This is a genomic window from Jiella soli, from assembly GCF_020615385.1.
Lineage (GTDB): Bacteria > Pseudomonadota > Alphaproteobacteria > Rhizobiales > Rhizobiaceae > VKMB-3413.
The window spans coordinates 130,027-156,171 of sequence record NZ_JAJAVB010000002.1; the positions used below are offsets into that span (position 1 = coordinate 130,027).

The window sequence follows — 26,145 nt, forward strand, 5'->3', positions numbered from 1 at the left end:
CGCTGCGGCCCGTCCTCCGCCGGCCTCCTTTGCTTCGCTCTGGACAAGCCGTCTCGGCCGGATTAAGGAGGATTAAGGTATTTTTTCCTTCCCCGAGGATCAGAGGCGAATCCCGGCATGTTCTCGCACGATCGGATCTGGGCGGCGATCGACGCGCTGGCGGCGAAGAACCGCCTGTCCGCCTCGGGACTTGCCCGCCGAGCCGGCCTCGATCCGACGACATTCAACAAGTCGAAGCGCAGCGCCGGCGACGGACGCCCGCGCTGGCCGTCGACGGAATCGATCGCCAAGGTCATCCAGGCGACGGGGACGACCATCGAGGACTTCACCCGGCTGATGCGCGGCGATAAGCCGGAGGCCGTCGCGGCCGCTCCGCGCAGCCCGGGCGTCACCGTCCCGCTGCTCGGCTTCGCCGAGGCCGGCGGCGGCGGCTTCTTCGACGATGCCGGCTATCCCGTCGGCCAGGGCTGGGACGAGATCGTGCTGCCGGCGAATGTCGACGAGCCGATCTACGCGCTCGAAGTCTCCGGGCAGTCGATGATGCCGCTCTATCGCGACGGCGACGTGGTCATCGTCTCGCCCGGCTCGGCCGTCCGGCGCGGCGACCGCGTGGTGGTGCGCACCCGCGAGGGCGAGGTCATGGTCAAGATCCTGCAGCGCCGCACCGCCCGCACGATCGAGCTCGCCTCGGTCAATCCGGAGTTTCCGGACCGGCAGTTCGCCATCGACGAGATCGAATGGATGGCGCGGATCCTCTGGGCGAGCCAGTGAGGCTCGGGGGACCGGGCGGACAGGCGGCGATCCTCGCCGGCGTCGTCCTCCTGGCCGCGATCCTGCTCGCTCTCGCACCGGACCCGAATTCTCTCTCCGAAACCGAAACTGCGGCCCCGACCGGCGGGCCGGCCGGCGCGTCGACGTCTCGTCCAGGCACGAATGCGAGCGGCAACGAAAAATCGGATGCGGGCGTCCGCGACGTGACGCCAGACGACGTAACCCATCGCGGCGGAGCCGGAGCGGGCGACGAAGCGATGGTCCGGCTGCCCCCGCGCGAGCCCCTGTCGAAGCCGAAAGAGCTGAAGCCGGCGCCGCCGAAGGACCAGCTTTTGGCGCGGCCGATCGCGATCGACGCCGGCCGCATCGCCTACCGCCAGGGCGTGATCACCCTGCCCGGCGTCGAATCGCTGCCGCTGAAGGCCGAATGCGGTACGGGCGCCGCCGCCTGGCCCTGCGGCGTGCGCTCACGCACCGAATTGCGGCGCTTCCTGCACGGCCGCTCGATCCGCTGCGAGGTGCCGGCGGATTTTGGCGAAAGGCGGGGAACGGCGACGTCCGCCTGCACGGTCGGGTCGGACGATGTCGGCGGCTGGGTGGTGGCGAATGGCTGGGCGAAGGCCGCACCGGGCGGTCCCTATGCCCAGGCCGAGGAGGAGGCCAAGCGCGCCCGCCTCGGCATCTGGCGGTAGTGCCCGATCCTGTCGCGTCTCATGCAAGATCCGGGATGACTTCGATCCCGGATCTCGAGGATCCCGTGACGCGATCCGCCGGAGTGACCGGACCATGTGTCACTCCGCCGGGGTCTGCATCGGCCCGTGCTTGGTCCAGATCGTGCCGTCGATCTTGCCCTTGAGCTCCGGATATTCGTCATTGTCGAAGATCGGATTGCGACCGGCGGCGCGCTGGCGAAAGTAATCGCGGGTCAGCTTCACCACCGTGCCCGACAGGAGCAGGATCGCGATCAGGTTGACCGTCGCCATCAGCCCCATCGAGGCGTCGGCGAAATCGAACACCGTCTGCACCTTCACCGTCGCGCCCCAGATCACCATCGCCAGCACCGCGAGGCGCATCACGATGAGGCCGGGCTTGTTGGCGAGCTTCAGGAAGGTGAGCGCGTTTTCCGAATAGCTGTAATTGCCGATGATCGAGGTGAAGGCGAAGAAGAAGATCGCGATCGCAATGAAATAGGTGCCGGCGCCGCCGATATGGTTGGAGAGGGCGTTCTGCGTCAGCTCCGTCCCGGTGACGGTGCCGCCGACCGTTAGGGCACCCGACAGAAGGATCATGATCGCCGTCGCGGTACAGATCAGCAGCGTGTCGATGAAGACGCCGAGCGCCTGCACCATGCCCTGCGAGGAGGGGTGATGCGGATCGGGAGTCGCGACCGCCGCGATGTTCGGCGCCGAGCCCATGCCTGCCTCGTTCGAGAACAGGCCGCGCTTGACCCCGTTGAGCATCGCCGCGGCAACGCCTCCCGCGACCCCGCCGGCCGCCTCCTCCAATCCGAAGGCGCTCTTGACGATCAGCGCGAGGACGCCCGGCACCTCGGTGATGTGGACGGCCACCACATAGAGGGCGACGAGGAGATAGATGACCGCCATGAACGGCACCACGATTTCGGCGACGCGCGCGATCGAGCGGATGCCGCCGAAGATCACGATCGCGGTGATGGCGGCGACGCCGATTCCCACCCAGAGCTTGGAGATGCCGAAGGCGGCCTCCGTGGCATCGGCGATGGAATTCGCCTGGACCGCGTTGAAGATCAGGCCGAAGGACAGGATCAGGCAGACCGAGAAGACGCCGCCCATCCAGGGCGCCCTGAGGCCCCGCGCCATGTAGAAGGCCGGGCCGCCACGATAGTCCCCGTCCTCATTGCGGATCTTGTAGAGCTGGGCGAGCGTCGATTCGGCATAGGCGGTCGCCATGCCGAACAGCGCCACCATCCACATCCAGAAGATCGCGCCCGGACCGCCGAGCGTCAGCGCCACGGCAACGCCGGCAAGATTACCGGTCCCGACCCGTGAGGCCAGGCTGACGGTCAGCGCCTGCAGGGGCGTGATGCCGGCCTTGTCGCTCTCGCCGCTTCCGATCACGACGCGGAAGAACTCGGGAAAGTGCCGGATCTGAAGGAAGCCGAGACGCAGCGTGAAGAACACGCCGACCGCCAGCAGGCCATAGATCAGGACGTAGCCCCAGAAGATGTTGTTCAGGAAATCGATGATCGGCGCCATTGGCACCCCTCCCTGCCTGACCCGACGCTCGAGCGAGCGACATTACCGAAACGTAAGTTAGTCAGACACGGTTGTCTGTCGAACGATTTCCCGAACTCCTTGTGCGATCAGCCGTAGTGGTTCTGGACGACGGCGTTGGCGATCTCCTCGCGGCCGATAACGCCGACGATGTCCTCGGGCCGCGGCACGCCGCGCGGATTGTCGACGACGATCGCGGTGGAGCGGGAGCGCCGGCTCATCCGCGTCACCACGGTGTTGAGATTGTTCCCGGCGCTGGCGATGATGAATTCCGTCGACCCGATGTCTCTCAGCGTCTGCCGGGTGAAGCGATCGGCCTGGTAGGGAATCGTGCCGAAGCGGACATAGCCAGTAATGCGGTTGCCGTCGGTGATGATCACCCGCGTCGTGTCGATGTCAATGCGCTTCAGGGCCTCCGAGACGGTCATGTCTTCGGGCAGGACCGTGAAGTTCTTGACCATCACCTCCGTCACCGGCTGCACGAGATACATGTTGGTGGTGCGGTCGGTGGGGATCGGGCGGCCGCGGTCCCTGAGCTTGATCGTGTAGATGTCGGCGGTGACCAGGGCGCGCCGCACGCCGATGGCGATCGCGACCGCCAGCACCAGCGGCAGGATGATCTCGTAATCGCGGGTCATCTCGAAGATCATCACGATCGCCGTCATCGCGGCGCTCGTCGCGCCGCCGACCATGGCCCCCATGCCGATGATCGAGAAGGTCTCCACCGTCAGGTTGGAGTCTGGCAGCAGCTGGTTGCCGATGACGCCGACCGCACCGCCGAGCGCCGCGCCCATGAACAGGCTGGGCGAGAAGATGCCGCCCGAGGCGCCGGAGCCGAGGCTGAGGCAGGTCGCGACGAGCTTGCCGAAGAAGAGCAGGAGAAGCAGGATGGCGCTCGAATTGCCGCCGTCGATGATGTCCTGGATCGTCGAATAGCCGACGCTGTAGATGTGGTAGTGCCCCGTCCACGTCAGGAACAAATAGCCCATGACGCCGACGGCGGTCATGCCGATGACGTTCTGGACATAGGGGTTGAGACCGGAATCGTCGAAGACGTCCTCCGACCAGGCGAGCATCTTGACGAACAGCCAGGCGGCGACGCCCATCACTACGCCGAGGATCGCGGCGAGGATCAGTTCGGCGCCGTTGACGGCGCTCTGCGTCGGCAGTCCCCCAAGCGGCACGATGAAGGCCGACTCGATGCCCATGGCAAGCCGGTAGACATAGGTCGAAGTCGCCGTCGCCACGACCACCGGCAGGAAGGTCCGGGTCGAGATTTCCGGTAGCAGCACTTCGGACGCGAACAGCACGCCGCCGAGCGGCGTGTTGAAGGTCGCCGCAATGCCGGCGCCTGCGCCTGCCGACAGGAGCGTGATCTTCTGGTGGCGCACGAGGCGCAGCGCGCGGGCGAAGGTGGAGCCGAAGGAAGAGCCGATCTGGATGATTGGGCCCTCGCGGCCGACGGAGGCACCCGTGCCGATCGAGATCGCCGAGGCGAGCGACTTCACCACCGCGACGATGCCGCGCACGTTCCCGTTCTGGTGATAGATCGCATACATCACCTCCGGCACGCCGTGCCCCTTCGCCTCTGGCGCGAAGCTGCGAACCAGCCAGACGACGAAGAGACCGCCGATGACCGGGACGAGGATGATGCCGGCGCCCCAGGGGCTGGGCGGACCGTACTGGTTCGGATCGAGATGCGGCTGGAAGACGCCATAGAAGGCGAGATTGTAGATGATCGCGATCAGAAACTTGAAGACGATCGCCCCGAGCCCGGCGACGATCCCGACGATCAGCGCCAGGGCCAGCATCACCGGCAGCTTCATCTCCCGGTCCGGCGGCGCCTCCGCCTCCGTCGCGGATTTCGCAGCGGACGGGACGGACACGGATTCGACGGACATGGGACGCGACAGACGGTCTGGAGTTGCGGGGGCGGTGAAGTGGCTCTCCTATTTCATTGTCGGGAGACGATAGAAAGGGTAGCGATCGAAAAACCCGCCGCCGAAGGAACTTTTCACCGGTTTCGAGGGCTTCGCGCGCCTTTCGCACGAAATCCGGCAGATTTCGCCGACAGCCGGGCTCCGGGTTCGTCGCCTGCCGCGCCGGCTTCGCTACGGGTTTGATCAGGCCGATCGACCTCGTCTCAGTCCAGCCATTTGGCGACGGCCCCCGGCCTCTCGCCGGTCACCGGATCCGTCTCGGGCAGGGACAGCGCCGCGATCGCGCGGCGCGCGGCCTCAAGATCCATCTCGCCCGCGCGCGTGATCGCGCCGTTCTGGCCGGGGGGATAGGCGCCGACGACCTGGAATCCGGCGTCCGCGTCGAGACGCTTGTGGCCGACGCCGGCGGGAATGATCACGACGTCGCCCGGCTGCATCGCGATGCGGATGCCGCCCTCTCCGCCGAGGCCGACGGTCGCCGTGCCGGAGACGCAGCCGAGCACCTCGTGCCCCTCGATGTGGTAATGCCAGTAGTCGAAGACGGTATAAGTCCAGGTGCCCTGCCAGCCATTCCTCTCGAAGCGCGCGGTCATCGCCTGCGAAGTCGCCTCGCCGGACGGCACCGCCTCCGAGATCACGATCAGCGGCAGGTCGCTGTTCGGCATGTCGTGGTCGGGCTTCAGGAGTTCTGCTTCGATCTGCATGGGAAATGCCTTCCAGTCGGCCTGTCCTTATGGTCTCGACGATAGACGTTCACTTCCCCGCCGAGTTCCGCTAGAGCACGGATCGAGCAATGCGATGGCCGCAGGGCACACGCGGGGCCGCCTTGTCGGGGGGCTTCCGGTCAAGCCTCTTGCGGCAGGACCGCCGCGCCGGGTCCGGCTCGAGCGTCGCGCCCGGACAAATTGGCGACATGACAACAGACCAGCCGACCCTGCCCTCCCCCTTCGTCGCGAATACCGTCCTGAAGCGGGACATCTTCGGCGAGATCGCCTCCGGCCATCTCGAAGGCGCGCCCCAAGCCGTGGTAATCCGGCGGCGCGTGGCCGCTTCGGCGGGCTGGGTGCGTAGCTTTGCCTGGCATCTGGCCAATCGCGAGATCCGCGCGCTCGGCCGGCTGGAGGAAGTGGAGGGCGTGCCCCGGCTTCTCGGCGTCGACAATGAGGCGCTCTACCGTTCCTTCATCGAGGGCACGCCGCTGCATGTCGCCAAGCCGCATGGCAACGCCGCCTATTTCCGCGACGCCAAGCGGCTGCTCCACGCGCTGCATCGGGCCGGCGTCACTCATAACGACCTCGCCAAGCCGCAGAACTGGCTGATCACGCCGGACGGACGCGCTGCGCTGATCGACATGCAGCTCGCCACCGTCTTTCGCCGGCGCGGGCCGATGTTCCGGCTGATGGCGCGCGAGGACATCCGCCATCTGCTCAAGCAGAAGCGCAGTTTCTGCAAGGCCGATTTGACGCACACCGAGAGGAAAATCCTGGCGACCAAGAGCCTGCCGGCCCGCGTCTGGCTGAGAACCGGCAAGCCGGTCTACAACCTCGTCACGCGCGGCGTCTTCGGCTGGTCGGACGGTGAAGGTACAGGGGACCGCCTCGACACCGAGGGCAAGACGATCGCCGCACGGATCGAGGCCGACCCGGCCGTCAGCGCGCTCGCCCTGTCGCTGTTCCCCTATCCGAAGGCCAAGGGCGTCGGCATCTACGCCTTCGTGGAGATGCTGCCCGGCGCCAACGGACCCGATCTCGAGAAGCGGCTCGTCAGCGGCGGCGGACCGCGGCCGGACGTGATCCAGGCGGTCGACGAACTGCCGCGCGGCGAGGACGGGCGGGTGCGCGACGACCTCTTGCGCCTGATCGCGATCAACCAGATCGACCGGATCGACTCCATGCCCGGCGACAAGACTACGCTGGCGGTCGCGCACCGGATCGCCACCGATCGCCGCAATTTCACCGATCGGCGGCTGAAGGGCCGCTAGAGTTCCGCTCGCAGGCGCTCCGGCGCTAGCGCGCCTCGAGCCGCAAGGTCTTCTCGACGACCCGGGCGAATTGCTGCAGCCGTCCATCCGGCCGTTCGCCGACCAGCGCGCCCAGCGCGCCCGGAACGACGAGGGTGAAGCCGCCGCGGGGGTCCTGCGCCCACTTCAACTGGTCGAGCACGCCGGGCATCGACGCGGTCAGGAGATAGGTCATGCGGAACAGCGAGGCGAGGCTGCGTGCTCTCGTGAGCAGCCGTTCGTCGACGAGACGTTCCAGCTCCGGCATGTGGGTCTGCTCGAAACTGCCCTCGTGGCGGTAGAAATTGGTGAGGCCGAGAAAGGCCCGGCCGCGATGGTCGACCGCCGGAAAGGCGGCATGAGCGATGATCGACAGCGCCTGCTTGCCGCGATAGTCGGGATGGGCCCGCCAGCCGATGTCGGCAAGAAGGCAGGCGGCCTCGCGCAGGCGCTCCTCCTCCGGGGTCTCCTCGATCTGCAGCGCCTCGAAGGTCCGTCGGCTCCATTCCACCAGCTCCACCGCATGCGCCGGGCAGCGCGATCTCAGCACCGCCAGTTCCCCGGCGGCCGCGATCAGCGGATCCTTGGCCTTCTCCTCCTCCGGCAGGAGCGAATGCAGATAGCCCTCGCGCACGCCGAGCGCCGAAAGCACGATCTTCGAGGGCTTCAGATATTTGACGACGCTGCACATCGTCACAGCGCCATAGGCGAGCAGCGCGCGCCGCGACTTCGACACCGCCGCGATTCCCGGCAGCTTGTCCGGGTCGCTCTTGATCACGGCGTCGAGGAACGGCTCCAACCGGTCGGTCGCGATCTCGTAGCCATGCATGACGTGCAGCGGATAGTTTGCCTGCTCCATATGAAGCTTGGCGAGGTTCCGCCAGGTGCCGCCGACCGCATAGAAGGTCCGGCCGGCTGCCTGCGTGGTCAGCGTGGAGGCGGAGAGGTGGCTGTCGGCGATCGCCTGCGCCCGGGCGAGATCGCCGTCCGAGAGATCGCGCAGCCTCAGCCCGCCGAGCGGCATGGTCATGCCGCCCTCGGAGATCCCGTCATGGATATCCACGAGTTCCAGGCTGCCGCCGCCCAGATCGCCGGCAACGCCGTTCGCGGCGTGAAAGCCTGCGAGGACGCCCTCGGCCGCGTAGCGCGCCTCGTCACCGCCCGAAAGGATGCGGATCGGCTGGCCGATCGCCTCTTCTGCCGCTCTGATGAAGTCCGGCCCGTTCTGGGCCTCGCGCGCCGCCGCGGTCGCCAGCGGATAGAGGTTCTCGCATTCCGCCTGCTCGGCGAGCTTGCGGAAACGCCGGAGAGCGCCGAGAGCGCTGTCCATCGCCGCCGGATCGAGCCGGTTGGTCTGGGCGAGGCCATTGCCGAGACCGCTCAGGACCTTCTCGTTGAAGAGCTGCGTGAGGGCGCGGACATTGCCCTCGTAGATCACCAGCCGGATCGAGTTCGAGCCGATGTCGACGACCCCGACGGGGCGGCGATCCTGGAGCCGCCCCTGCGCCATGGCGTCAATCGAAGCGGGAATGATCTGCCCGTTGGCGGGCGATGAGTCTTGGCGCATCCGTCTTCAGTGCCTTCCCGCGTCCCGAAAGGCTCGGGTTCGTCATGAAGTAGCGTTGGGCGTTGAACGGCTGTTCGCCCGGCGAAGGCACGATATGGCGCGACGTGCCGTCCGCCGCCACCGACCAGCTCTGCTGATTGTCGAGAATGTTCCCGAGCATGATCTGGGACAGGACCTGGCTGTGGACCGTCGGGTTGGTGATCGGCACCAGTGTCTCGACCCTGCGGTCCAGGTTTCGCGGCATCATATCGGCCGAGCCGAGATAGACGATCGCGCTCTCGGATGGCAAGCCGTGACCATTGCCGAAGCAGAAGATGCGGCTGTGTTCGAGGAAGCGGCCGACGATCGACTTCACGCGGATGTTGTCGGAAAGCCCCGGCACGCGAGGCCTCAGGCAGCAGATGCCGCGCACCACGAGGTCGATCTCGACGCCGGCCTGGCTCGCCCGGTAGAGCGCGTCGATCACCGCGGCATCGACCAGTGAGTTCATCTTCATCCAGATCTGGCCAGGCCGCCCGGCCTTCACATGCGCGATCTCGTCCTGGATATGGCCGACGATTCGGCTGCGCATGGTCAGCGGCGAAACCGCGAGCTTCTTCACCTCCGCCGGCTCCGCATAGCCGGTGATGTAGTTGAAGACGAGGCTGACGTCGTGGGCGATCTCGGGGTCGGCCGTGAAGTAGGAGAGGTCCGTGTAGATCTTCGCGGTGATCGGATGGTAGTTGCCCGTGCCGATATGGACGAAGCTCATCAGCCGGCCCTCCTCGCGCCGGACGACCAGCGAGAGCTTGGCGTGGGTCTTCTTCTCGATGAAGCCGAACACGACCTGGACGCCGGCGCGCTCCATGTCGCGGGCCCAGCGGATATTGGCTTCCTCGTCGAAGCGCGCCTTCAGCTCGATCAGCGCCGTCACCGACTTGCCGGCCTCCGCCGCATCGACCAACGCCCGCACGATCGGCGAATCGTTGGAGGTGCGGTAGAGCGTCTGCTTGATGGCGATGACGTTCGGATCGGACGCCGCCTGCCGCACGAACTGCACGACGACGTCGAAGGATTCGTACGGGTGATGGACGATGATGTCCTTCTCCCGGATCGCTGCGAAGCAATCGCCATTGTGCTCGCGGATGCGCTCCGGAAAGCGCGGGATGTAAGGCTTGAACTTCAGATCGTCGCGCGGAAGCCGGCAGATCTGCGAGACCGAATCGAGCGCCAGCATCCCGTTCATGACGGAGATGCGGGAATCCGGTACGCCGAGTTCTCCGGCGACGAAGTTCCGGAGATCCTCCGGCATGACGGAATCGAACTCGATGCGGATCACCTGGCCGCGGCGCCGCCGCTTCAGGGCCGATTCGAACAGCCGCACGAGGTCTTCCGCCTCTTCCTCGACCTCGATGTCGGAATCGCGGATGATGCGGAACGTGCCGGACCCCCTCACCCGGTAGCCCGGGAAAAGCCGGCCGATGAACAGCGCCACGACGCTCTCCAGCGGCACGAAACGGGTGATGCCGTTGGCGCCGACCGGCAGTTCGATGAACCGCTGCAGGGCGACGGGCAGGCGCAACAGCGCGCTCATCTTCTCGGAGTCGCGTTCGCGCACCAAAGCGAGCGCGATCGAGAATCCGAGGTTGGGGATGAAGGGAAAGGGATGCGCCGGATCGATCGAGAGCGGCGTCAGCACCGGAAAGATCGTGTCGTCAAAATGGGTCTGCAGCCAGGCGCGATCCTGGCCCTTCAGGTCTCCCGCCCCGACGATCTGGATATTCTCGCTGCGAAGCGCCTTGACGAGTTCCGCGAGCGAGGCCTGCTGCTCGCCCTGAAGATGGCCGACCTCCTCGAGGATCTTGGTGAGCTGTTCCTGCGGCGTCAGGCCGTCGACGCTGCGCACCTCGATCTTCTCGCGCACTTGCCCGGCAAGCCCGGCGACGCGGACCATGAAGAACTCGTCGAGATTGTCGGCCGAGATCGACAGGAAGCGGACCCGCTCCAGGAGCGGGTGCTCGCTGTTCTGGGATTCCTCGAGGACGCGGCGGTTGAACTGCAGCCAGGAGAGCTCGCGGTTGATGAACCGGTCAGGCGGCAATTCGCCGTCGCCGATCGCCGGCGCCACGTCGGCATGCAATTTGTCGGGCAGGTGTTCCAGGATCAGCGCCGCCTCGGAAACCGCCGAGCCCGAAGCCTCGGCCTGGCCTTCGGACGTTGCGGTGCCCTCAGCAGTGGCGGCCGTCGCCTCCGGCTGCGCGGGCGCGGCAACCGACGACGGCTTGCTGGCCGATCCCGGCGTTTCGGCCGAGGCCCGCCGCGTTCGCGTGGCGGGGCTGCGGCGCGTGCGCTTCGGTGTGACGTCGTCCATGCTCAGTCGTCCTCCATCGTCCCGGTCGCATAGCGGTCCGGCGCAACCGCTTCATGACGCGGCTCGGCCGGCTCGGCCTGCGCCAAAAGCACCCGCTTCATCAGCGGCCGCGTGACCCGGCCCTTCGTCGCGAGCGCCTCCCGGTCGACCGCCGCCACCAACTGCCGGGCTCGGTCCAGAGACCGCTCCATCCGCTCCGCAAGATAGCGCACCGCCCCGGGCTCGACATCGAGCTGCCGGTCGGAGAACAGCTTGACCAGAACGCTCGTCAGAAGATCGTCGTCGGGTGCGCCGAGCTGCACCAGGGTCGCGGCGGAAAGACGGGAACGCAAGTCCTTCAGCGAGAAATCGAGCGCCGTCGGCAGGACGCGGGAGGTCGCGAGCACGCTGCCGCCGCCGAGCCTTGCGGCATTGAGAAGCGCGAAGAGTTCCTTCTCCGCAAAGCCCCCCCGGTCGAGATCGTCGAGAACGACGGCGAAGGGCGGGTGCGGAAGGATCGCATCGATCATTCCGGGACGCGCGACGACGGCTCCGGTCCGCTCGGCCCAGACATTCGCGAGATGGGTCTTGCCCGAGCCCGGCGGCCCGCAGACAACCAGCACCGGATGCGACCAGTCGGGCCATCGGTCGACGGCCTCGACCGGCAAGCGGTTCGAGGCCGAGACGACCAGGTCCTCCCGGGTCAGCGACGGTCGGTGCGGCAGATCGAGCGGAAGCTGCAGCGGCATTCTCTCGCCCTATCGAATGACTTCGTGGGTGCGGTCTTCGGCGACCGGCCGGACGCCCGGACCCGCCTCGACCGCTGGCCGCCGTTCGGCGGTCTCGATCGGCGCGGCTTGCACCTCGCGCCCGAAATACATCTCGCTCTGCAGATATTGCGACAGCGCGAAGCGGACGAGGACGCCGACCGCCGCCGCCGCGGGGACGGCGATCAACAGGCCGACGAAGCCGAACAGCGCGCCGAAGGCAAACAGCGCGAACATCAGCCAGACCGGATGAAGCCCGACCGAGGCGCCGACGAGCTTGGGCTGCAGGATGTTGCCTTCGATGAACTGACCGACGAGGAAGATCGCGAGGACGACGAGGACCCAGGGCCACTCCGGCCAGAACTGGAAGAAGGCGACGCCGACCGACAGGATCAGGCCGGTCGCCGACCCGATATAGGGGATGAAGGCGATGAGGCCGGTGAACAGGCCGATCAGAAGCCCGAAGTTCAGGCCGACCAGCGTCAGCCCGACGCCGTAGAAGGTGCCGAGGATCAGGCAGACGCTGCCCTGCCCGCGCACGAAGCCGGCGACCGAGCGGTCGATGTCGCGGGCGATGCGCCGGACGGTGTCGACGTGCTGGCGCGGAATCCAGCCGTCGATTTCCGCGATCATCCGGTCCCAGTCGATCAGCAGATAGAAGGCGACCACAGGCGTCACCACGAACAGCGACACGAAGTTGACGACGGCCAGCGACGACGACCAGAGCGAGGCAAGGAAGGAGGACACGATCCCGGTTCCCTCGCTGACGATCTGGGCGAAATCCTGCTTCAGATTGGTCTGGCCGTCGGGCAGTATCCAGCCGAACCGGCTGCTCTTGAAGTGCTCGGCCATCGACTGCGCCTTGTCGACATATTGCGGCACGCGCTCGGCGAGCCCCGCAACCTGACCGCCGACGACCGGCACGATGATGCCGATGATGGCGGCGAAGACGACGACGAACAGCACCAGGATGACGACGGTCGCGACGATGCGGGACAGGCCACGCCGCTCGAACCAGTCGGCCACGGGATCGAGGAGGTAGGCGATGGTCGCGCCCAGGACGAAGGGCAGGAGGATGCTCGCGAAGATCCACAGGAGCAGCACGAAGACGAGGGTCGCGCCGCTCCAGAAGAGGACCTGACGCTTGATCAGCGCGCTACGGTCGGTCGTCATGTGGTCTCGCCCCTGTCTTGCCCTTGCCTCCCGCTGCACGCCACGCGGGGCCATCGGGTCGCCGATATCTTCGCCCCTTCATCGAGTTAGTCAGGGGCGACCCGGACGGTCAAGGCCGCGGCGAGACGCCGGCCGGCCCGCCCCCGCAATCCACGGTCTTGTCCTTGCCGACCGGTTTTGCCGCGCCGCCTCTTTCGCGCTGCGGCATGTTCTGGCAAAAGCGGCCATGCTTCAGATCACCGACCTTTCCGCGCGCGTCGCCGGGCGACTGCTCATCGACCACGCCAGCCTCACCATCCCGAGCGGCACCAAGGCCGGCCTGGTCGGGCGCAACGGCGCCGGCAAGTCGACGCTGTTCCGCGTGATCACCGGCGACCTCGCGGCCGAGACCGGGTCCGTGTCCTTTCCGAAGAACACGCGGCTCGGCCAGGTGGCGCAGGAGGCGCCGGGCACCGAGGACGCGCTCATCGAGATCGTCCTGCGGGCCGACACCGAGCGCCTCGCCCTCCTCCAGGAGGCCGAGACCGCCACCGACCCGACCCGGATCTCCGACATCCACATCCGCCTCGCCGACATCGACGCCCATTCGGCCGAAGCGCGGGCCTCGGCGATCCTGTCCGGCCTCGGCTTCGACATGGCCGCGCAGGCGCGCCCCGCCTCGTCCTTCTCCGGCGGCTGGCGCATGCGCGTCGCGCTGGCGGCGGTGCTCTTCTCGCGGCCGGACCTTCTGCTCCTCGACGAGCCGACCAACTATCTCGATCTCGAGGGCACGCTGTGGCTGGAGAATTTCGTCCAGCGCTATCCCTACACCGTCCTCGTCATCTCCCACGACCGCGACGTCCTCAACAACGCCGTCAACGCGATCGTCCATCTCGACCAGCAGAAGCTCGTCTTCTATCGCGGCGACTATGACCAGTTCGAGCGCCAGCGCGCCGAGAAGCTCGAACTGCTGCAGAAGTCGATCGTCAAGCAGGAAGCCGCCAAGAAGCACATGGAGGCCTTCGTCGAGCGCTTCCGCGCCAAGGCCTCCAAGGCGCGCCAGGCCCAGTCGCGGCTGAAGGCGCTGGAGAAGATGTCGCCGATCCAGGGGATCGTCGAGGAGCATGTGACGCCCTTCGTCTTCGATGCGCCGGAGAAGCAGCCGGCCTCGCCGATCATCGCCATGGAGAAGGTTTCGGTCGGCTACACGCCCGGCCGGCCGATCCTGAAAAACCTCGACATCCGCATCGACACCGACGACCGCATCGCCCTCCTCGGCCAGAACGGCAACGGCAAGTCGACCTTCGCCAAGCTCCTCGCCGACCGGCTGAAGGCGGAGGCCGGCTCGATGACCCGCGCGCCGGGGCTGAAGATCGCCTTCTTCGCCCAGCACCAGATCGACGACCTGAGGCCGGCCGAGAGCGCCGTCCAGCACGTGCGCCGGATGATGCCGGACGCGCCGGAAGCCAAGGTGCGCGCCAAGGTCGCGCAGATGGGCCTGCCGACGGTGAAGATGGACACGGCGGCGGAGAAGCTTTCGGGCGGCGAGAAGGCGCGGCTCCTGATGGGGCTTGCCACGCTCGACGCGCCGAACCTTCTGATCCTCGACGAACCGACCAACCATCTCGACATCGAGGCGCGCGAGAGCCTGGTCAGGGCGCTGAACGACTATCCCGGCGCCGTCATCCTGATCAGCCACGACCGCCACATGGTCGAGGCGACGATGGACCGGCTCTGGGTCGTCGGCGACGGCACGGTGTCGCGCTATGACGGCGACCTCGACGACTACAAGAAGCTGATCCTGTCGGGCGCCCGCTCCGGCGGAGCGGCTCCCGGTTCGAGCGAGGCGGCCGAGGCCGAGCCGCAGCCCCAGATCTCCAAGGTCGACCAGCGCCGGCAGGCGGCGGAGCGGCGCGAAACGCTGAAGCCGCTCAAGAAGAAGATCAGCCAGCTCGAGATCCAGATCTCGCGGCTGCAGAAGACCATCGAAGGGCTGGACGAAAAGCTTGCCGACCCTGCGCTCTACACGCGAGACCCGGCCAAGGCCGCCGATCTCAACAAGCAGCGGACGGACGCGGCGAAGACGCTCGCCTCCTGCGAGGAGGACTGGCTCGCGCTGACCGAAGAGCACGACGCGGCGATGGCGGCGGAGTAATCGCCGCCGCCATTCACAACGCAAATCTGCTCATCCTGCCGCGTGTCGCCCGTCGCGTTCGGACCGAGGACCAGACGGTTATGTCGGCGCCATCCCTGCCTTCATCGGCGAGATGGACGCGCCCGCGGCAGCCGCGGCGCAGCGGCCTCCGCGTCACTGACGCTCCGGGCGCCGAAAGTGGCGCTCCGACGCCGCCGCAGGCTCAACCGTGCGCCCCCCCCCAGCCTGTTGCTGACCCGACACCACATTGGGAAGAACGCTTCGTTCACACCTGCCATGCGCTGGGTGCTGTTGCACTTTCGACACCCGGATGTCATCCCGCCGTCACGCGGGGCAGATGGTAAGTTTGGCTGACGTCTCGCATCCACTTGAGATCGTGCGTAAAATTCATGCCGAAAGCTGTCACTCTTCCCTTCGGCGTTCTTGTCGAGATCATCCGTGTCGGGCTTCTGCGGCGAACGCTCAAGGAACTCCTCGCCTGCCTCGCCCTGGTCCTCTTCTGCCTTGCCCTTGCCGCCGGATTCGACCTTCTGGCTGAGACCTTCGACACCGGGGCGGAAATTTTTCGAGAGAACGGGCCGATCGAGCTGGTCCAGGCCTTCATCGTGGGCATTGCCGGCCTGTTGTTCTACCTCGTGGCGATCCGGTTCGGCTTCGAACTCTTCTACGGCTCGCTGCTATTGTCCCTGGGCTGCGGCCTTGCCGTGCTGCGGGAGATCCCGGGATGCGCAAGCCGCTTCTACGATGGCGGCGTCTGCCTCACCGCCCCCGGAAAAGACGGGCTGACGGTGCTTCTCGTCGCCGCGGTCGCGATCCTTGCTGCGATCCGTCATGTCCCCTTCGCCCGCCATATCCGGGAATTGAACTTCTTCTGGGTGCTTCCCTCCGGCTTCGCCTTCGCGATCCTGATTCTCGCCGAAATCATGGAACGGCTTCACAGCATGGGCGCCGAAGAGACGCTGGAACTCGCCGGCTATCTCGTCCTGCTCATCTTCGCCCTCACCTTGAACCTGAAGAGCGAGTGGTACGACGCACGCAAGAAACCGGAACTCCCGGAGACCGGCTTCCGCTTGCCCGCTGCCCGGAGATAGCGGTCGGCCGCGAGGCCTGTCCGCTGGCGGGCTGTTCCGCCGACTGCGTGATAAACCGGGGTCAAGCGAGATCCGGTCGCGCGTGGCTGCGGCGTGCCACGGGCCCGGATCCTCAGGCTCGGCGTCAGGCCTTCTTCACCCATTTGCGGTCTTCGGTCTGCTGCCAATAGGTCACCTGATGGCCCCCGGCCCTCTCCGCCTTCCAGCGCAGGCGGGCCGCGGTAAGCTGCTCCTCGTCATGGCCGTCGAAGAGGTAGACGCCGCGGACGTAGCGATCGAGCGATTCCGGGACGGCCCCGTCGACCATGAAGCGGACATGCGGATCGTTGGCGACCTGGCCGCGCTCGGCCGTCAGGAGGATCGGCTGCAGCGCGCCGGAGGAATCGGCGTCGGTGCCGTGCGGCAGGAAACTGTCGTCCTTGTAGACCCACAGGTGATGGTCCAGCGCGTCGCGCCTTTCGACGCTCGCGCACTGGACGACCACGCGCCAGCCGCGGGCGATGCTCTTCTCCAACAGATCCGGCAGCGCCTGTTCGAGCCGGCTTTCGGTCAGGTGGTAGAAGAGCACCTCCGCCATATCGCGCCCGCTCCCGCTCAGGCGGCCTGGTAGTGGTCGACGACGAGCTGGTTCAGGAGACGGACGCCGAACCCGGAAGCCCAGGACTGATTGTACTCGTTGGAAGGCGATCCCATCGCCGTTCCCGCGATGTCGAGATGCGCCCAGGGCACGTCGTTGACGAAGCGCTGCAGGAACTGCGCCGCCGTGATCGAGCCGGCGGCGCGGCCGCCGCCGATGTTCTTGATGTCGGCGAACTTGCCCTCGATCATCTTGTCGTATTCCGGTCCGAGCGGCATCCGCCACACCTTTTCGCCGCTGGTCTTGCCGGCCGAAAGCAGCCGCTCGGCAAGCTCGTCATTGTTGGAGAAGAGGCCGGCATGGTGATTGCCGAGCGCGACGATGATCGCACCGGTGAGCGTCGCAAGGTTCACCATGAACTTCGGCTTGAACCGCTCCTGGCAGTACCAGAGCGCGTCGGCGAGGACGAGCCGGCCCTCGGCGTCGGTGTTGAGCACCTCGATCGTGGTGCCGGACATGGCGGTGACGATGTCGCCCGGCCGCTGGGCATTGCCGTCGACGGCGTTCTCAACGAGCCCGACGATGCCGATCGCGTTGACCTTGGCCTTGCGGCCGGCGAGTGCCCGCATCAGCCCGACGACGGCCGCCGAGCCGCCCATGTCGCCCTTCATCTCGTCCATGGAGCCGGCCGGCTTGATCGAGATGCCGCCCGTGTCGAAGACGACGCCCTTGCCGACGAAGGCGACCGGCGCTTCGTCATCCGCACCGCCGTTCCAGCGCATGATGACGAGGCGCGGCGGGCGCGGCGAGCCCTGCGAAACGCCGAGCAGCGCATTCATCTTCAAAGCGCGCAGTTCGCTCTCGCCGAGCACCTCAACGTCGATCCCTTCGGCCGAGAGCTCCTGGATTCGCTCGGCATATTCGACCGGCCCGAGTGTGTTGGCCGGTTCGTTGACGAGGTCGCGCGCCAGCATCGTGCCTTTGGCCACGGCCTCCTCGATGGCGAAGGCCCTGCGCGCCGCCTCGACGTCGCCGACGAGAAGCGTGATCGACCCCGGCGATTCCGGCTTGGTCTCCTCGTCGTCCTTCTTTGCGCCCTGGGTCTTGTAGCGGTCGAAATCATAGGACCGCAGCAGCGCGCCGGTCGCCAGCAGCGCGGCGATCTCCGGCGACAGCGCTTCGCCTTCGGGGCTCTGGCAGCGGACGCTCGCGCCTTCGCCGCCCTTCGTCTTGGAGGCGATGAGGCCGCCGAGCTTCAGCCAGTCCTCACCTGTCGCCGGTTCCTTGGCGTGGGTTCCGACGACGATCAGACGGTCGGCCGCGACATCGGCAGGAGCCACGAGGTCCAGCGTCGACAGCGACTTGCCCTTGAACTTCGCGATCTTCGCCGCCTTCTCGACCAGCTTGCGGATCGGCTCGGCGAGCGTCTCGGCAACCTTGCCGTCCTCGCCTGCGAAGATGACGACGACCTCAGCGGCGGCCGCGTCGAGAGGGGCGAATTCGATCGAGGGAAGCGAACTCATGAAATCTCCTGATGCGATGGATGCGTCGGCTTTCTGTCGCTCAAAGGCGACACGCGCCGGCTGGCCGCTATCATGGTCGGTGTTGTCGTCTTTGCAAGGGCGTCACGGTTGGTTACACCCGGTTAACGATGATCGTTCGCCACTCTTTAGCCAAGCTGCTGCAGTCTTCCATGCGACCGCGCCCGTGAGTCCGGCGAAGACGCTGCTCCTCGGCAAAGGGCCGTCGGACGAGCCAATGATTCACCGAACGATCCAGGCCTCATGACGCTTCTCGAACGATACATCTTCAAGCGGGCCCTGGCCTTATCGGCCGGGTCGCTGGTGTCGTTGGTGCTGATCGTGTGGATCGTGCAGGCGCTCGCGCGGATCGACATCGTCAAGACCAGCGTGTCGGCCGCCGGCAACATCTTCTGGATCGCGTTGATGCTGCTGCCCGATCTCGCGGCGGGGGTGATCCCATTCGCCATCCTGGTCGGCTCGGTGCAGGCGCTGAACTCGTTCAACGCCGATTCCGAGCGCGCCGTGATGTCGGCCGCGGGAGCCGCGCCCGGCACGATCGCCAGGCCGATCGTGGCGGTCGGTCTCGTCGGTGCCTTCCTGGTCCTCCTGATCTCCCATGTGATCGGGCCCCTCGCCTCGAGCGCGTTCCAGAACGGCATTCGAGCGATCAACGCCGATACGATCACCCTCTTCCTTCAGCCGGGCCGCTTCGAGCGGATCCAGTCCGGTCTCGTCCTGTCGATCGGCGAATCCCACGGCAACACGATCGAAAGCCTGTTCATCGCCGATACCCGCGACCCGAAGACGGAGATCACCTATTTCGCCCGCGAGGCCAACATCGTCAGCGACAACGGGCGGCAGCTCCTGCTCCTGTCGGATGGCCAGCTTCACCGCCGCAACACGGGCGACAATTCGGTCTCGGTGATCGAGTTCCAGAGCTACGCCTTCGATCTCGCCGACCTCAAGCCCGCATCCAAGGGCGACTGGATCCGGACGTCGGAACGCAGCACGTTAGAACTCCTGTCGCCCGATCCGGACGACGACTATTACCGCACCCATCCGTCGAACTTCGTCGAGGAGCTGACGGACCGGTTCTCGGGCTTCCTCTACTGCATCGCCTTTGCGCTATGGGCCGTGGTCGTGGCGGCCCATCCGCGCACGAACCGCCAGGGCAGCGGCGCCTCGATGGGGCTCGGCCTTGCCGGCGGACTCAGCCTCAAGGCAGCCGGCTTCGTTACGCTGTCGCTGATCGATGAGAACTATGTGTGGGTCCTCTTCACCTTCGCGCTGCCGCTGGGAGCGATCGCCTTGGATGCCACACTCGTCTGGAGAAACGTCAATCTCGGCGATCTCGCAATCTCGCGCTGGCTGTCTGACGCCACCTATGCGACCACGTCCTTCGTTCACCGGCTGACCGCCGGCAAGCTCAGCGCCGGAGGCTCGCTCGGACGATGAGGCAGTGGACCTTCAACCGGTACCTGTTCCGGCTCTATCTCGGCAATTTCCTCTCGACGCTCGTCGCCGTCTTCGCGCTGATCTACGTAATCGACATGATCGAGGTCAGTCGCCGGGGAATCATGAACGATCTCGGCTTCGGCGCGATCGCCCTGTTCTCGGCGCTCAGAGTACCGGCCTTCATCGAACAGGCCTTTCCCTTCATCGTCCTGTTCACCTCGATCTTCACGCTTCTGTCGCTCAACCGGAAGCTCGAACTCGTGGTGGCGCGGGCGGCGGGGATGTCGATCTGGCAGATCCTGGCGCCGATCGTGGTGGCCTCCATGATGATCGGCCTGTTCGCGAGCTTCGCCTACAACCCGGTCTCGGCCTGGGCCAAGGAGCGGGCCCTCGAATTCGAGGCGCAGAAGTCCGGGGACCGGTCGGGCGGCGATCCCGACCAGACCACCTGGGTGCGCCAGAGTACGCGTGGCATCGACTCGATCATCGGCGGCAATGTCATTGCCGAGGACGGCGCCCTGATGCGCAACGTCTCGGCCTTCGTCATCGGCGACAACGGCAAGGTGGAGGAGCGCATCGACGCGCCGCAAGCCCGCCTCGGCGATGGCGAATGGACCCTCGACAAGCCGCGGGTGACGCGGATCGGCTATCCGCCGAGCTATCCCAAGCAATATCGCCTGCCGACCAGCCTCAAGCCGGAATACGTCCAGCAGCGGATCGCCGATCCCGAGACCATTCCGGTCTGGGACCTGCAGTCGAAGATCGACGCGGCCAAGAGCCTCGGCCTTAACGCAATGGCATTCTCGATGCAGTACCAGACGCTGCTCGCCCGGCCGGCCCTGTTCATCGCCATGACGCTGCTCGCCGCGACAGTGGCGACACGGTTTTCGCGGACAGGTCAGTCTGGTAGGACGATCGCAAGCGGGGTATTGGCAGGGTTCATGCTCTACGTGGTAACCTTCCTGGCAAAGGCGCTGGGGAGTAATTCGATCGTGCCGCCGGTGGCGGCGGCATGGTTTCCGGTTCTGGGAGCTGGGCTGTTTGGGGTGACAGTCCTGCTCCATCAGGAGGATGGTTAGGCATGAATCTGAGGGGGACCAAGGGCGCGAGAGGGATCGCCGCCCGGCCGCGATCGCGGGCGATTCTCCTAGCCGGGACCGCCATCGCTCTGATTTCGTCCGGCTACGCGGCCTTCGCGCAGTCGGCTTTGCCGATTGCCGTCGCCGAGACGTCCGCCCAGAAGGACGCCAAGCTCTATCTCGAGTCCGACACGGTCACCTACGATACCGACACCAGTATCGTGACCGCTTCCGGCGGCGTGAAGATCGACTACGGCTCCTATAAACTGGTTGCGCGGCGGATCGTATACAACCAGCAAACCCGTCGTCTCATGGCCAGCGGCGATGTCGAGCTGCAACAGCCCGACGGAAATCGCATCTACGCCGACACGATGGACATCACCGACGATTTCCGCGACGGCTTCGTGAAGGCGCTCCGGATCGAGACGCCGGACAACACGCGTTTCGCCGCCGCCGGCGCGGTGCGCCAGAACGGCGACACCACGACGTTCGAGCAGGGCGTCTACACCGCCTGCGAGCCGTGCCGTGAGCATCCCGAGCGCGCTCCGCTCTGGCAGGTCAAGGCCCGCAAGATCGTCTGGGACCAGAAGGAAAAGGAAGTGCGCTACTACGGCGCGCGCTTCGAGATCTATGGCGCGCCGATCGCCTACCTGCCCTATTTCGAGGCGCCGGACCCGACGGTGAAGCGCAAGACGGGCTTCCTCACACCGGAGTTCCGCTCGAGCAGCAAGCTCGGCTACGGCGTGCGCGTCCCCTATTACATCGTTCTTTCGGACGACAAGGACGTCACCCTCACCGGGACCTACTACACCAAGCAGGGGTTCCTCGCCGAGGCCGAGTATCGCCAGGCCTTCGAGAACGGCATCTTCACGCTGAAGACGGCGGGAATCCATCAGCAGGAGCCGGAGGAATTCGCCTCCGACAACGTCTATTACAACGGCGTCCTCGCCCGGCGCTCGCCCGACTACCGCGACAATCGCGGCATGATCGGCTCGACGGGCCGCTTCGCCCTGTCGGATCAGTGGACCTTCGGCTGGGACATCCTCGCCCAGACCGACCGGGACTTTGCCAACACCTACGACATTCCCGGCTTCTCGGACCGGCTGCACACGTCCGAGGTCTACCTGACCGGGCTCGGCGACCAGAGCTTCTTCGACCTCAGGGCACAGAAGTTCGACTACCAGACGATCGATCCGTCCAACGAGCGCCAGCAGCCGCTGGTCCTCCCCTCGCTCGACTACCAGCGGATCGAGCAGGAACCGACCTTCGGCGGCGAAGTCGAGTTCAACGCCAACATCACCTCGATCACCCGCTCGGAAGATTCGGTCTCGCAGATCTGCGACACCTCACTGATCATCACCACGAGCAAGACCTGCGCGGCGCCCGACAACGGGTATCAGTACGACCTGAACCATCTGCGCTATGCCGGCCTCGAGGGGAACTACACGCGCGGCACCGCCGAGATGGAATGGCGCGACAGCTACATCCTGCCGTCGGGCCTCGTCTTGAATCCCTCGGCCTCGCTGCGCGGCGACGTCTACAGCGCCGACATGTCGAGCGATGGGGCGAGCGATCCCTTCTATCTGAACGGGGTCTATCAGGGCTCGACCGGCTACGGCGCGGTGGACATCGACAATTCCGGCTTCCGCGGCATGGCGACCGCGGCGCTGGAGGCGCGCTATCCCTACCTGATCGAGACCGCCTACGGCTCGCATATCATCGAGCCAATCGGCCAGATCATCCTGCGGCCAAACGAGACAGACATCGGCCTGCTTCCGAATGAGGACGCGCAGACGCTCGTCTTCAACACCGGCAATCTCTTCCAGATCGACAAGTTTTCCGGCTACGACCGCATCGAAGGCGGCACCCGGGCCAATCTCGGGGTCCGCTATGCCGGCGTGTTCGAGAACGGCTACACGATCGATGCGGTGGTCGGCCAGTCCTACCACCTTGCCGGCATAAACTCTTACGCGCAGCGCGATCTCGCGCTTGTGGGGTATGATTCCGGCCTGGAGACGGACCGGTCCGACTATGTCGCCTCGCTTGCCTTCGGTTCGCCGATCGGCCTGACGATCGGCGCGCAGGAGCGCTTCGACCAGTCGAGCTTCGCGCTGAAGCGCTCGGACATCTACGGCGGCTATGCCGACGAGATCGGCAGCGCCACCCTCGGCTACACCTACATCGCGGCCCAGCCGACCTACGGCTCGATCGAGGACCGCAGCCAGGTGAGCGCATCGGCCTCGCTGAAATTCGCGACGAACTGGACGGCGGCCGGCTCGATTGGCTACGACATCCAGAACGACGCCTTCGTAAGCAAATCCGTCTCGGTCGGCTATACTGGCGACTGCTACAGCCTGCTGCTGTCCTACACTGATACGACGGACCGCTATTCGCTGGAGTCGAGTTCGAGCAAGCTGATGTTCACGCTGGGCCTGCGGACGATTTCGAACTTCAGCCAGTCCTACGACCTGAAGAGCGGCAGCTGACCTTTCGGCAGGAAGCCAGGGACCAGGCCTTCAGGGCATCGCCGGACGCTCGAGCGACTCGCGGATTCGGCGGGCCGCATCTTGGTTTCGCCAAAGCTGGCTGTTAGCGATACCGATTGTTGGAGAATGAAGTCGGAGCAGATGACGGGATGAACGTTCGTAGCCTGACGATGCGCATGGTGCTGACAGCCGTTGTGGCGGGCTCGCTTGCCTTTGGCGCGGGCGTGTCTGCGGGTCCCGCCCGTGCCGCCTCCGAAATCGCGGTTGTCGTGAACAAGCAGCCGATCACGTCCTACCAGATCCGCCAGCGCGCGGCGTTTCTGCGGCTTCGCCACGAGGGTGGAAACGTCACCCAGAAGGCGACCGACGAACTGATCGACGAGGCGCTGAAGAAGCAGCAGATCCGCGCGCGCGGCATCAACATTCCGGACTCTGCGGTCGATGCGGCCTATGCCAACTTCGCCAAGCAGAACCGCCTGACCCTCGACCAACTCGGCCAGGTGCTCAGCCAGGCCGGCTTCTCTCCCTCCTCCTTCAAGGACTATATCCGCGTCCAGATGGGGTGGGGCCAGGCCGTCCAGGCGCATATCCGCAATAAGGACAAGCTGAGCGAGCAGGATGTCGTCCAGCGCATGCTGGCACAGGGCGGCAAGAAGCCGTCGACGACCGAGTACACCCTCCAGCAGGTGATCTTCGTCGTGCCCGAAAAGGAGCGCAGCAGCGGGTTCATGGATCGCCGCAAGCGCGAGGCGAACGCCATGCGGACCCGCTTCAAGTCCTGCGCCTCGACCTACGACATCGCGAAGGGGCTGACCGACGTGACCGTCCGCGACCTCGGCCGGGTCGCCCAGCCGGAACTGCCGCCGCGCTGGAAGGACGACATCATGAAGACGGAAGACGGGCGGACCACTCCGGCGCAGGTGACCGAGCGCGGGGTCGAGTTCATTGCCGTTTGCGACAGCCGCAACGTGTCGGACGACGTCGCCGCGGCGATGGTCTTCCAGTCGCGCGACCTCAAGGAACTCGGCGAGAAGGGCAATGGCCCAGACGAGGCCTGGCTGAAGGAACTGCGCAAGAAGGCCCAGATCGTCCGAAAGTGATGTCCAGGACACCGGACCGCGATCTCGAGCCGATCCGCCCGCTCGCCGTCACGCTCGGCGAACCTTCCGGCGTCGGCCCCGACATCGTTCTCGATATCCATGCCCGCAATGGCGGCTCGCTGCCGCCGCTCTTCGTCATCGCCGATCCTGACATGCTGTCGGAGCGCGCAAGGCGGCTCGGGCTGGCGCCGGAGATCCGCGTCATCGGCTCGCCTGGCGAGGCCGGGACCGGCGCGGGCGGGCTTGCCGTCCTTCCGCTCGTCAACCGCCATTGCGAGACGCCCCGCAAGATCGATTTGGCCAACGGCGCCGGCACGGTGGAAGCGATCGACCGGGCGACGGCGCTTGCGCTTGCCGGTGAAGCCAGCGCCATCGTCACCGGGCCGATCGACAAGAAGGCCCTCTACGACATCGGCTTCAAACACCCCGGCCATACCGAATATCTCGCCGATCTCTGCGCGACGGGTTCGGGCCGGCCGATGACGCCTGTGATGCTGCTTACGGGCCCCGATCTCTCCTGCGTCCCCGTCACCATCCACATCCCGTTAGCCGATGTTCCCGTGCGGCTGACGGAAGAGCTGATCGTGACGACCTGCCGGATCGTCGCCTCCGACTATCGCCAGAGGCTGGGCGTGTCGGCTCCGCGCCTCGCGGTCTCCGGCCTCAACCCCCATGCCGGCGAAAAAGGCGCGATCGGCCAGGAGGACGAGGCGATCATCCGGCCGGCGATCGAACGGCTCTGCGGCGAGGGCATCGACGCGGTCGGGCCGCTCCCGGCGGACACGATGTTCCACAAGGAGGCGCGGGCCCGCTACGACGTCGCCATCTGCATGTATCACGACCAGGCCCTGATCCCGGCGAAGACGCTCGCCTTCGACCAGACGGTCAACGTGACGCTCGGTCTGCCGATCATCCGCACCTCGCCCGATCACGGCACGGCGGCCGACATCGCGGGAACCGGCAAGGCGCGCCCCGACAGCTTCCTCGCCGCGATCCGGCTCGCGGCGAAGATGGCGGCCGTTTCCAACGCGCCTTCCGCGGCGGCGCCGACGGCGTGAGCGCGATCGACGACCTGCCGCCGCTGCGCGATGTGATCGCGGCGCATGACCTGTCGCCGAAGAAGAGCCTCGGCCAGAACTTCCTCCTCGACCTCAACCTCACCGCCCGCATCGCCCGCCAGGCGCTGCCGCTCGCCGAAGCGACCGTGGTCGAGGTCGGGCCGGGCCCCGGGGGTCTGACGCGCGCGCTGCTTTCCGAAGGCGCCGGCCGGGTGATTGCGATCGAGAAGGATCCGCGCTGCACGGCCGCGCTCGAAGAGATTGCCGCCCACTATCCCGGACGACTGTCGATCGTTGCGGCCGACGCACTCGCCGTCGACCTTGCCGCGCTCACGCCGGACCGTCCGCTGAAGATCGTCGCCAACCTGCCCTACAATGTCGGCACGCAGCTGCTCGTGAACTGGATAACCCCGCCGAACTGGCCGCCGGTCTGGGAGAGCCTGACCCTGATGTTCCAGCGCGAGGTGGCCGAGCGGATCGTCGCCGCGCCGGGCACGCCCCATTACGGCCGGCTCGGCGTCCTCGCAGGCTGGCGCACGCAGGCCCGCATCCTCTTCGACGTCTCGCGCGAAGCGTTCACGCCGCCGCCGAAGGTTACCTCCTCGATCATCCAGCTCATGCCACGGAAAGACCCGCTGCCGGCGGCGCTGGGCGCGCTGGAACGCGTCACCGCGGCCGCCTTCGGACAGCGCCGCAAGATGCTGCGCCAGAGCCTGAAGGGGCTTGGCGGCGAGGCACTGCTCGAACGCTCCGGCATCGAGCCGACGCGACGCGCCGAGACGCTGAGCGTGGAAGAATTCGTCGAACTCGCCAACAGGCTCTGAGGACGCCGGCGCCCGAGCCG

General features: G+C 66.4%; 20 protein-coding genes. 11 read left to right on the top strand and 9 right to left on the bottom strand.

Annotated elements, in window-relative coordinates; translation table 11 throughout:
- Positions 1-117 precede the first annotated feature (117 nt).
- A complete protein-coding gene (locus LH400_RS00940; RefSeq protein WP_229150774.1) occupies positions 118-771 on the top strand; it encodes a helix-turn-helix transcriptional regulator in 654 nt (217 codons plus the stop codon).
- Complete coding sequence (locus tag LH400_RS00945) at positions 738-1,463, top strand: thermonuclease family protein (RefSeq protein ID WP_229150775.1); 726 nt, start codon at positions 738-740, stop codon at positions 1,461-1,463. The genes LH400_RS00940 and LH400_RS00945 overlap by 34 nt, the downstream gene beginning before the upstream one ends.
- A 99-nt stretch (positions 1,464-1,562) precedes the next feature.
- Here LH400_RS00945 and LH400_RS00950 read toward each other — a convergent pair whose 3' ends face one another.
- From LH400_RS00950 to LH400_RS00960, 3 genes are all read right to left on the bottom strand, one after another.
- Positions 1,563-3,005: an alanine/glycine:cation symporter family protein gene (locus LH400_RS00950; RefSeq protein WP_229150776.1), complete on the bottom strand. Its 1,443-nt coding sequence runs from the start codon at positions 3,003-3,005 to the stop codon at positions 1,563-1,565.
- Between the two features lie 107 nt (positions 3,006-3,112).
- Positions 3,113-4,924 carry a chloride channel protein gene (locus LH400_RS00955; protein WP_229150777.1) on the bottom strand — a complete coding sequence of 604 codons (1,812 nt, stop codon included), beginning with the start codon at positions 4,922-4,924 and terminating at the stop codon, positions 3,113-3,115.
- A 242-nt stretch (positions 4,925-5,166) separates the two neighbouring features.
- Complete coding sequence (locus LH400_RS00960) at positions 5,167-5,667, bottom strand: cupin domain-containing protein (RefSeq protein ID WP_229150778.1); 501 nt, start codon at positions 5,665-5,667, stop codon at positions 5,167-5,169.
- 209 nt (positions 5,668-5,876) lie between these two features.
- Here LH400_RS00960 and LH400_RS00965 point away from each other — a divergent pair, with 209 nt between their 5' ends.
- Positions 5,877-6,944 (top strand): serine/threonine protein kinase, encoded by a 1,068-nt coding sequence (locus LH400_RS00965; RefSeq protein WP_229150779.1) that lies wholly within the window; start codon positions 5,877-5,879, stop codon positions 6,942-6,944.
- Positions 6,945-6,969: 25 nt separating this feature from the next.
- Here LH400_RS00965 and LH400_RS00970 read toward each other — a convergent pair whose 3' ends face one another.
- Genes LH400_RS00970 through LH400_RS00985 form a run of 4 tightly spaced genes read right to left on the bottom strand, consistent with a single transcriptional unit; the run spans position 6,970 to position 12,798 of the window.
- Positions 6,970-8,529: a Ppx/GppA family phosphatase gene (locus tag LH400_RS00970; RefSeq protein WP_229150780.1), complete on the bottom strand. Its 1,560-nt coding sequence runs from the start codon at positions 8,527-8,529 to the stop codon at positions 6,970-6,972.
- The gene (locus LH400_RS00975) at positions 8,477-10,879 is read right to left on the bottom strand and encodes an RNA degradosome polyphosphate kinase (RefSeq protein WP_229150781.1); all 2,403 of its coding nucleotides are present in this window, start codon (positions 10,877-10,879) and stop codon (positions 8,477-8,479) included. The genes LH400_RS00970 and LH400_RS00975 overlap by 53 nt, the downstream gene beginning before the upstream one ends.
- Before the next feature lie 2 nt (positions 10,880-10,881).
- Positions 10,882-11,607 carry an HdaA/DnaA family protein gene (locus LH400_RS00980; RefSeq protein ID WP_229150782.1) on the bottom strand — a complete coding sequence of 242 codons (726 nt, stop codon included), beginning with the start codon at positions 11,605-11,607 and terminating at the stop codon, positions 10,882-10,884.
- A gap of 9 nt (positions 11,608-11,616) precedes the next feature.
- On the bottom strand, positions 11,617-12,798 hold the full coding sequence (locus LH400_RS00985) for an AI-2E family transporter (protein WP_229150783.1): 1,182 nt from the start codon (positions 12,796-12,798) through the stop codon (positions 11,617-11,619).
- A 226-nt stretch (positions 12,799-13,024) separates the two neighbouring features.
- Here LH400_RS00985 and LH400_RS00990 point away from each other — a divergent pair, with 226 nt between their 5' ends.
- Positions 13,025-14,932, top strand: coding sequence for an ABC-F family ATP-binding cassette domain-containing protein (locus LH400_RS00990; RefSeq protein WP_229150784.1), 1,908 nt, complete (start codon positions 13,025-13,027; stop codon positions 14,930-14,932).
- 389 nt (positions 14,933-15,321) lie between these two features.
- Positions 15,322-16,023, top strand: a complete 702-nt coding sequence (locus LH400_RS00995; RefSeq protein WP_229150785.1) for a hypothetical protein — start codon at positions 15,322-15,324, stop codon at positions 16,021-16,023.
- Positions 16,024-16,147: 124 nt separating this feature from the next.
- Here the strand turns inward: LH400_RS00995 and LH400_RS01000 are convergent, their stop codons facing one another.
- Together LH400_RS01000 and LH400_RS01005 are read right to left on the bottom strand one after the other, a co-directional pair.
- Complete coding sequence (locus LH400_RS01000) at positions 16,148-16,600, bottom strand: DNA polymerase III subunit chi (protein ID WP_229150786.1); 453 nt, start codon at positions 16,598-16,600, stop codon at positions 16,148-16,150.
- A gap of 17 nt (positions 16,601-16,617) precedes the next feature.
- Positions 16,618-18,123 (bottom strand): leucyl aminopeptidase, encoded by a 1,506-nt coding sequence (locus LH400_RS01005; RefSeq protein ID WP_229150787.1) that lies wholly within the window; start codon positions 18,121-18,123, stop codon positions 16,618-16,620.
- A gap of 261 nt (positions 18,124-18,384) precedes the next feature.
- On the opposite strand from LH400_RS01005, the gene LH400_RS01010 reads away from it, so the two are divergent.
- The 6 genes from LH400_RS01010 to rsmA all read left to right on the top strand — a co-directional run bounded on the left by LH400_RS01010 (position 18,385) and on the right by rsmA (position 26,125).
- Entirely contained in the window at positions 18,385-19,578 is a 1,194-nt protein-coding gene (locus LH400_RS01010) for an LptF/LptG family permease (protein ID WP_229150788.1), read from the top strand.
- Complete coding sequence (gene lptG, locus LH400_RS01015) at positions 19,575-20,657, top strand: LPS export ABC transporter permease LptG (protein ID WP_229150789.1); 1,083 nt, start codon at positions 19,575-19,577, stop codon at positions 20,655-20,657. Before LH400_RS01010 ends, lptG begins: the two co-directional genes overlap by 4 nt.
- 2 nt (positions 20,658-20,659) lie before the next feature.
- Positions 20,660-23,143, top strand: a complete 2,484-nt coding sequence (locus LH400_RS01020; protein WP_229150790.1) for an LPS-assembly protein LptD — start codon at positions 20,660-20,662, stop codon at positions 23,141-23,143.
- 149 nt (positions 23,144-23,292) lie between these two features.
- Positions 23,293-24,243: a peptidylprolyl isomerase gene (locus LH400_RS01025; RefSeq protein ID WP_229150791.1), complete on the top strand. Its 951-nt coding sequence runs from the start codon at positions 23,293-23,295 to the stop codon at positions 24,241-24,243.
- Positions 24,243-25,301, top strand: a complete 1,059-nt coding sequence (gene pdxA / locus LH400_RS01030) for a 4-hydroxythreonine-4-phosphate dehydrogenase PdxA (RefSeq protein WP_229150792.1) — start codon at positions 24,243-24,245, stop codon at positions 25,299-25,301. The genes LH400_RS01025 and pdxA overlap by 1 nt, the downstream gene beginning before the upstream one ends.
- Positions 25,298-26,125 (top strand): 16S rRNA (adenine(1518)-N(6)/adenine(1519)-N(6))-dimethyltransferase RsmA, encoded by an 828-nt coding sequence (gene rsmA / locus LH400_RS01035; protein WP_229150793.1) that lies wholly within the window; start codon positions 25,298-25,300, stop codon positions 26,123-26,125. Before pdxA ends, rsmA begins: the two co-directional genes overlap by 4 nt.
- The last annotated feature ends 20 nt before the right edge of the window (positions 26,126-26,145 follow it).

Excerpts from the sequence above, each read along its gene's own strand:
- LH400_RS00940 (WP_229150774.1), top strand. The coding sequence starts at position 118 with ATGTTCTCGCACGATCGGATCTGGGCGGCGATCGACGCGCTGGCGGCG.
- LH400_RS00950 (WP_229150776.1), bottom strand. The coding sequence starts at position 3,005 with ATGGCGCCGATCATCGATTTCCTGAACAACATCTTCTGGGGCTACGTC.
- LH400_RS00975 (WP_229150781.1), bottom strand. The coding sequence starts at position 10,879 with ATGGACGACGTCACACCGAAGCGCACGCGCCGCAGCCCCGCCACGCGA.
- LH400_RS01020 (WP_229150790.1), top strand. The coding sequence starts at position 20,660 with ATGAATCTGAGGGGGACCAAGGGCGCGAGAGGGATCGCCGCCCGGCCG.
- LH400_RS01000 (WP_229150786.1), bottom strand. The coding sequence starts at position 16,600 with ATGGCGGAGGTGCTCTTCTACCACCTGACCGAAAGCCGGCTCGAACAG.
- LH400_RS00955 (WP_229150777.1), bottom strand. The coding sequence starts at position 4,924 with ATGTCCGTCGAATCCGTGTCCGTCCCGTCCGCTGCGAAATCCGCGACG.
- LH400_RS00990 (WP_229150784.1), top strand. The coding sequence starts at position 13,025 with ATGCTTCAGATCACCGACCTTTCCGCGCGCGTCGCCGGGCGACTGCTC.
- LH400_RS00985 (WP_229150783.1), bottom strand. The coding sequence starts at position 12,798 with ATGACGACCGACCGTAGCGCGCTGATCAAGCGTCAGGTCCTCTTCTGG.
- LH400_RS01010 (WP_229150788.1), top strand. The coding sequence starts at position 18,385 with ATGACGCTTCTCGAACGATACATCTTCAAGCGGGCCCTGGCCTTATCG.
- LH400_RS01005 (WP_229150787.1), bottom strand. The coding sequence starts at position 18,123 with ATGAGTTCGCTTCCCTCGATCGAATTCGCCCCTCTCGACGCGGCCGCC.
- LH400_RS00980 (WP_229150782.1), bottom strand. The coding sequence starts at position 11,607 with ATGCCGCTGCAGCTTCCGCTCGATCTGCCGCACCGACCGTCGCTGACC.
- pdxA (WP_229150792.1), top strand. The coding sequence starts at position 24,243 with ATGTCCAGGACACCGGACCGCGATCTCGAGCCGATCCGCCCGCTCGCC.
- LH400_RS00995 (WP_229150785.1), top strand. The coding sequence starts at position 15,322 with ATGCCGAAAGCTGTCACTCTTCCCTTCGGCGTTCTTGTCGAGATCATC.
- LH400_RS01025 (WP_229150791.1), top strand. The coding sequence starts at position 23,293 with ATGAACGTTCGTAGCCTGACGATGCGCATGGTGCTGACAGCCGTTGTG.
- LH400_RS00945 (WP_229150775.1), top strand. The coding sequence starts at position 738 with ATGGATGGCGCGGATCCTCTGGGCGAGCCAGTGAGGCTCGGGGGACCG.
- lptG (WP_229150789.1), top strand. The coding sequence starts at position 19,575 with ATGAGGCAGTGGACCTTCAACCGGTACCTGTTCCGGCTCTATCTCGGC.
- LH400_RS00960 (WP_229150778.1), bottom strand. The coding sequence starts at position 5,667 with ATGCAGATCGAAGCAGAACTCCTGAAGCCCGACCACGACATGCCGAAC.
- LH400_RS00965 (WP_229150779.1), top strand. The coding sequence starts at position 5,877 with ATGACAACAGACCAGCCGACCCTGCCCTCCCCCTTCGTCGCGAATACC.
- LH400_RS00970 (WP_229150780.1), bottom strand. The coding sequence starts at position 8,529 with ATGCGCCAAGACTCATCGCCCGCCAACGGGCAGATCATTCCCGCTTCG.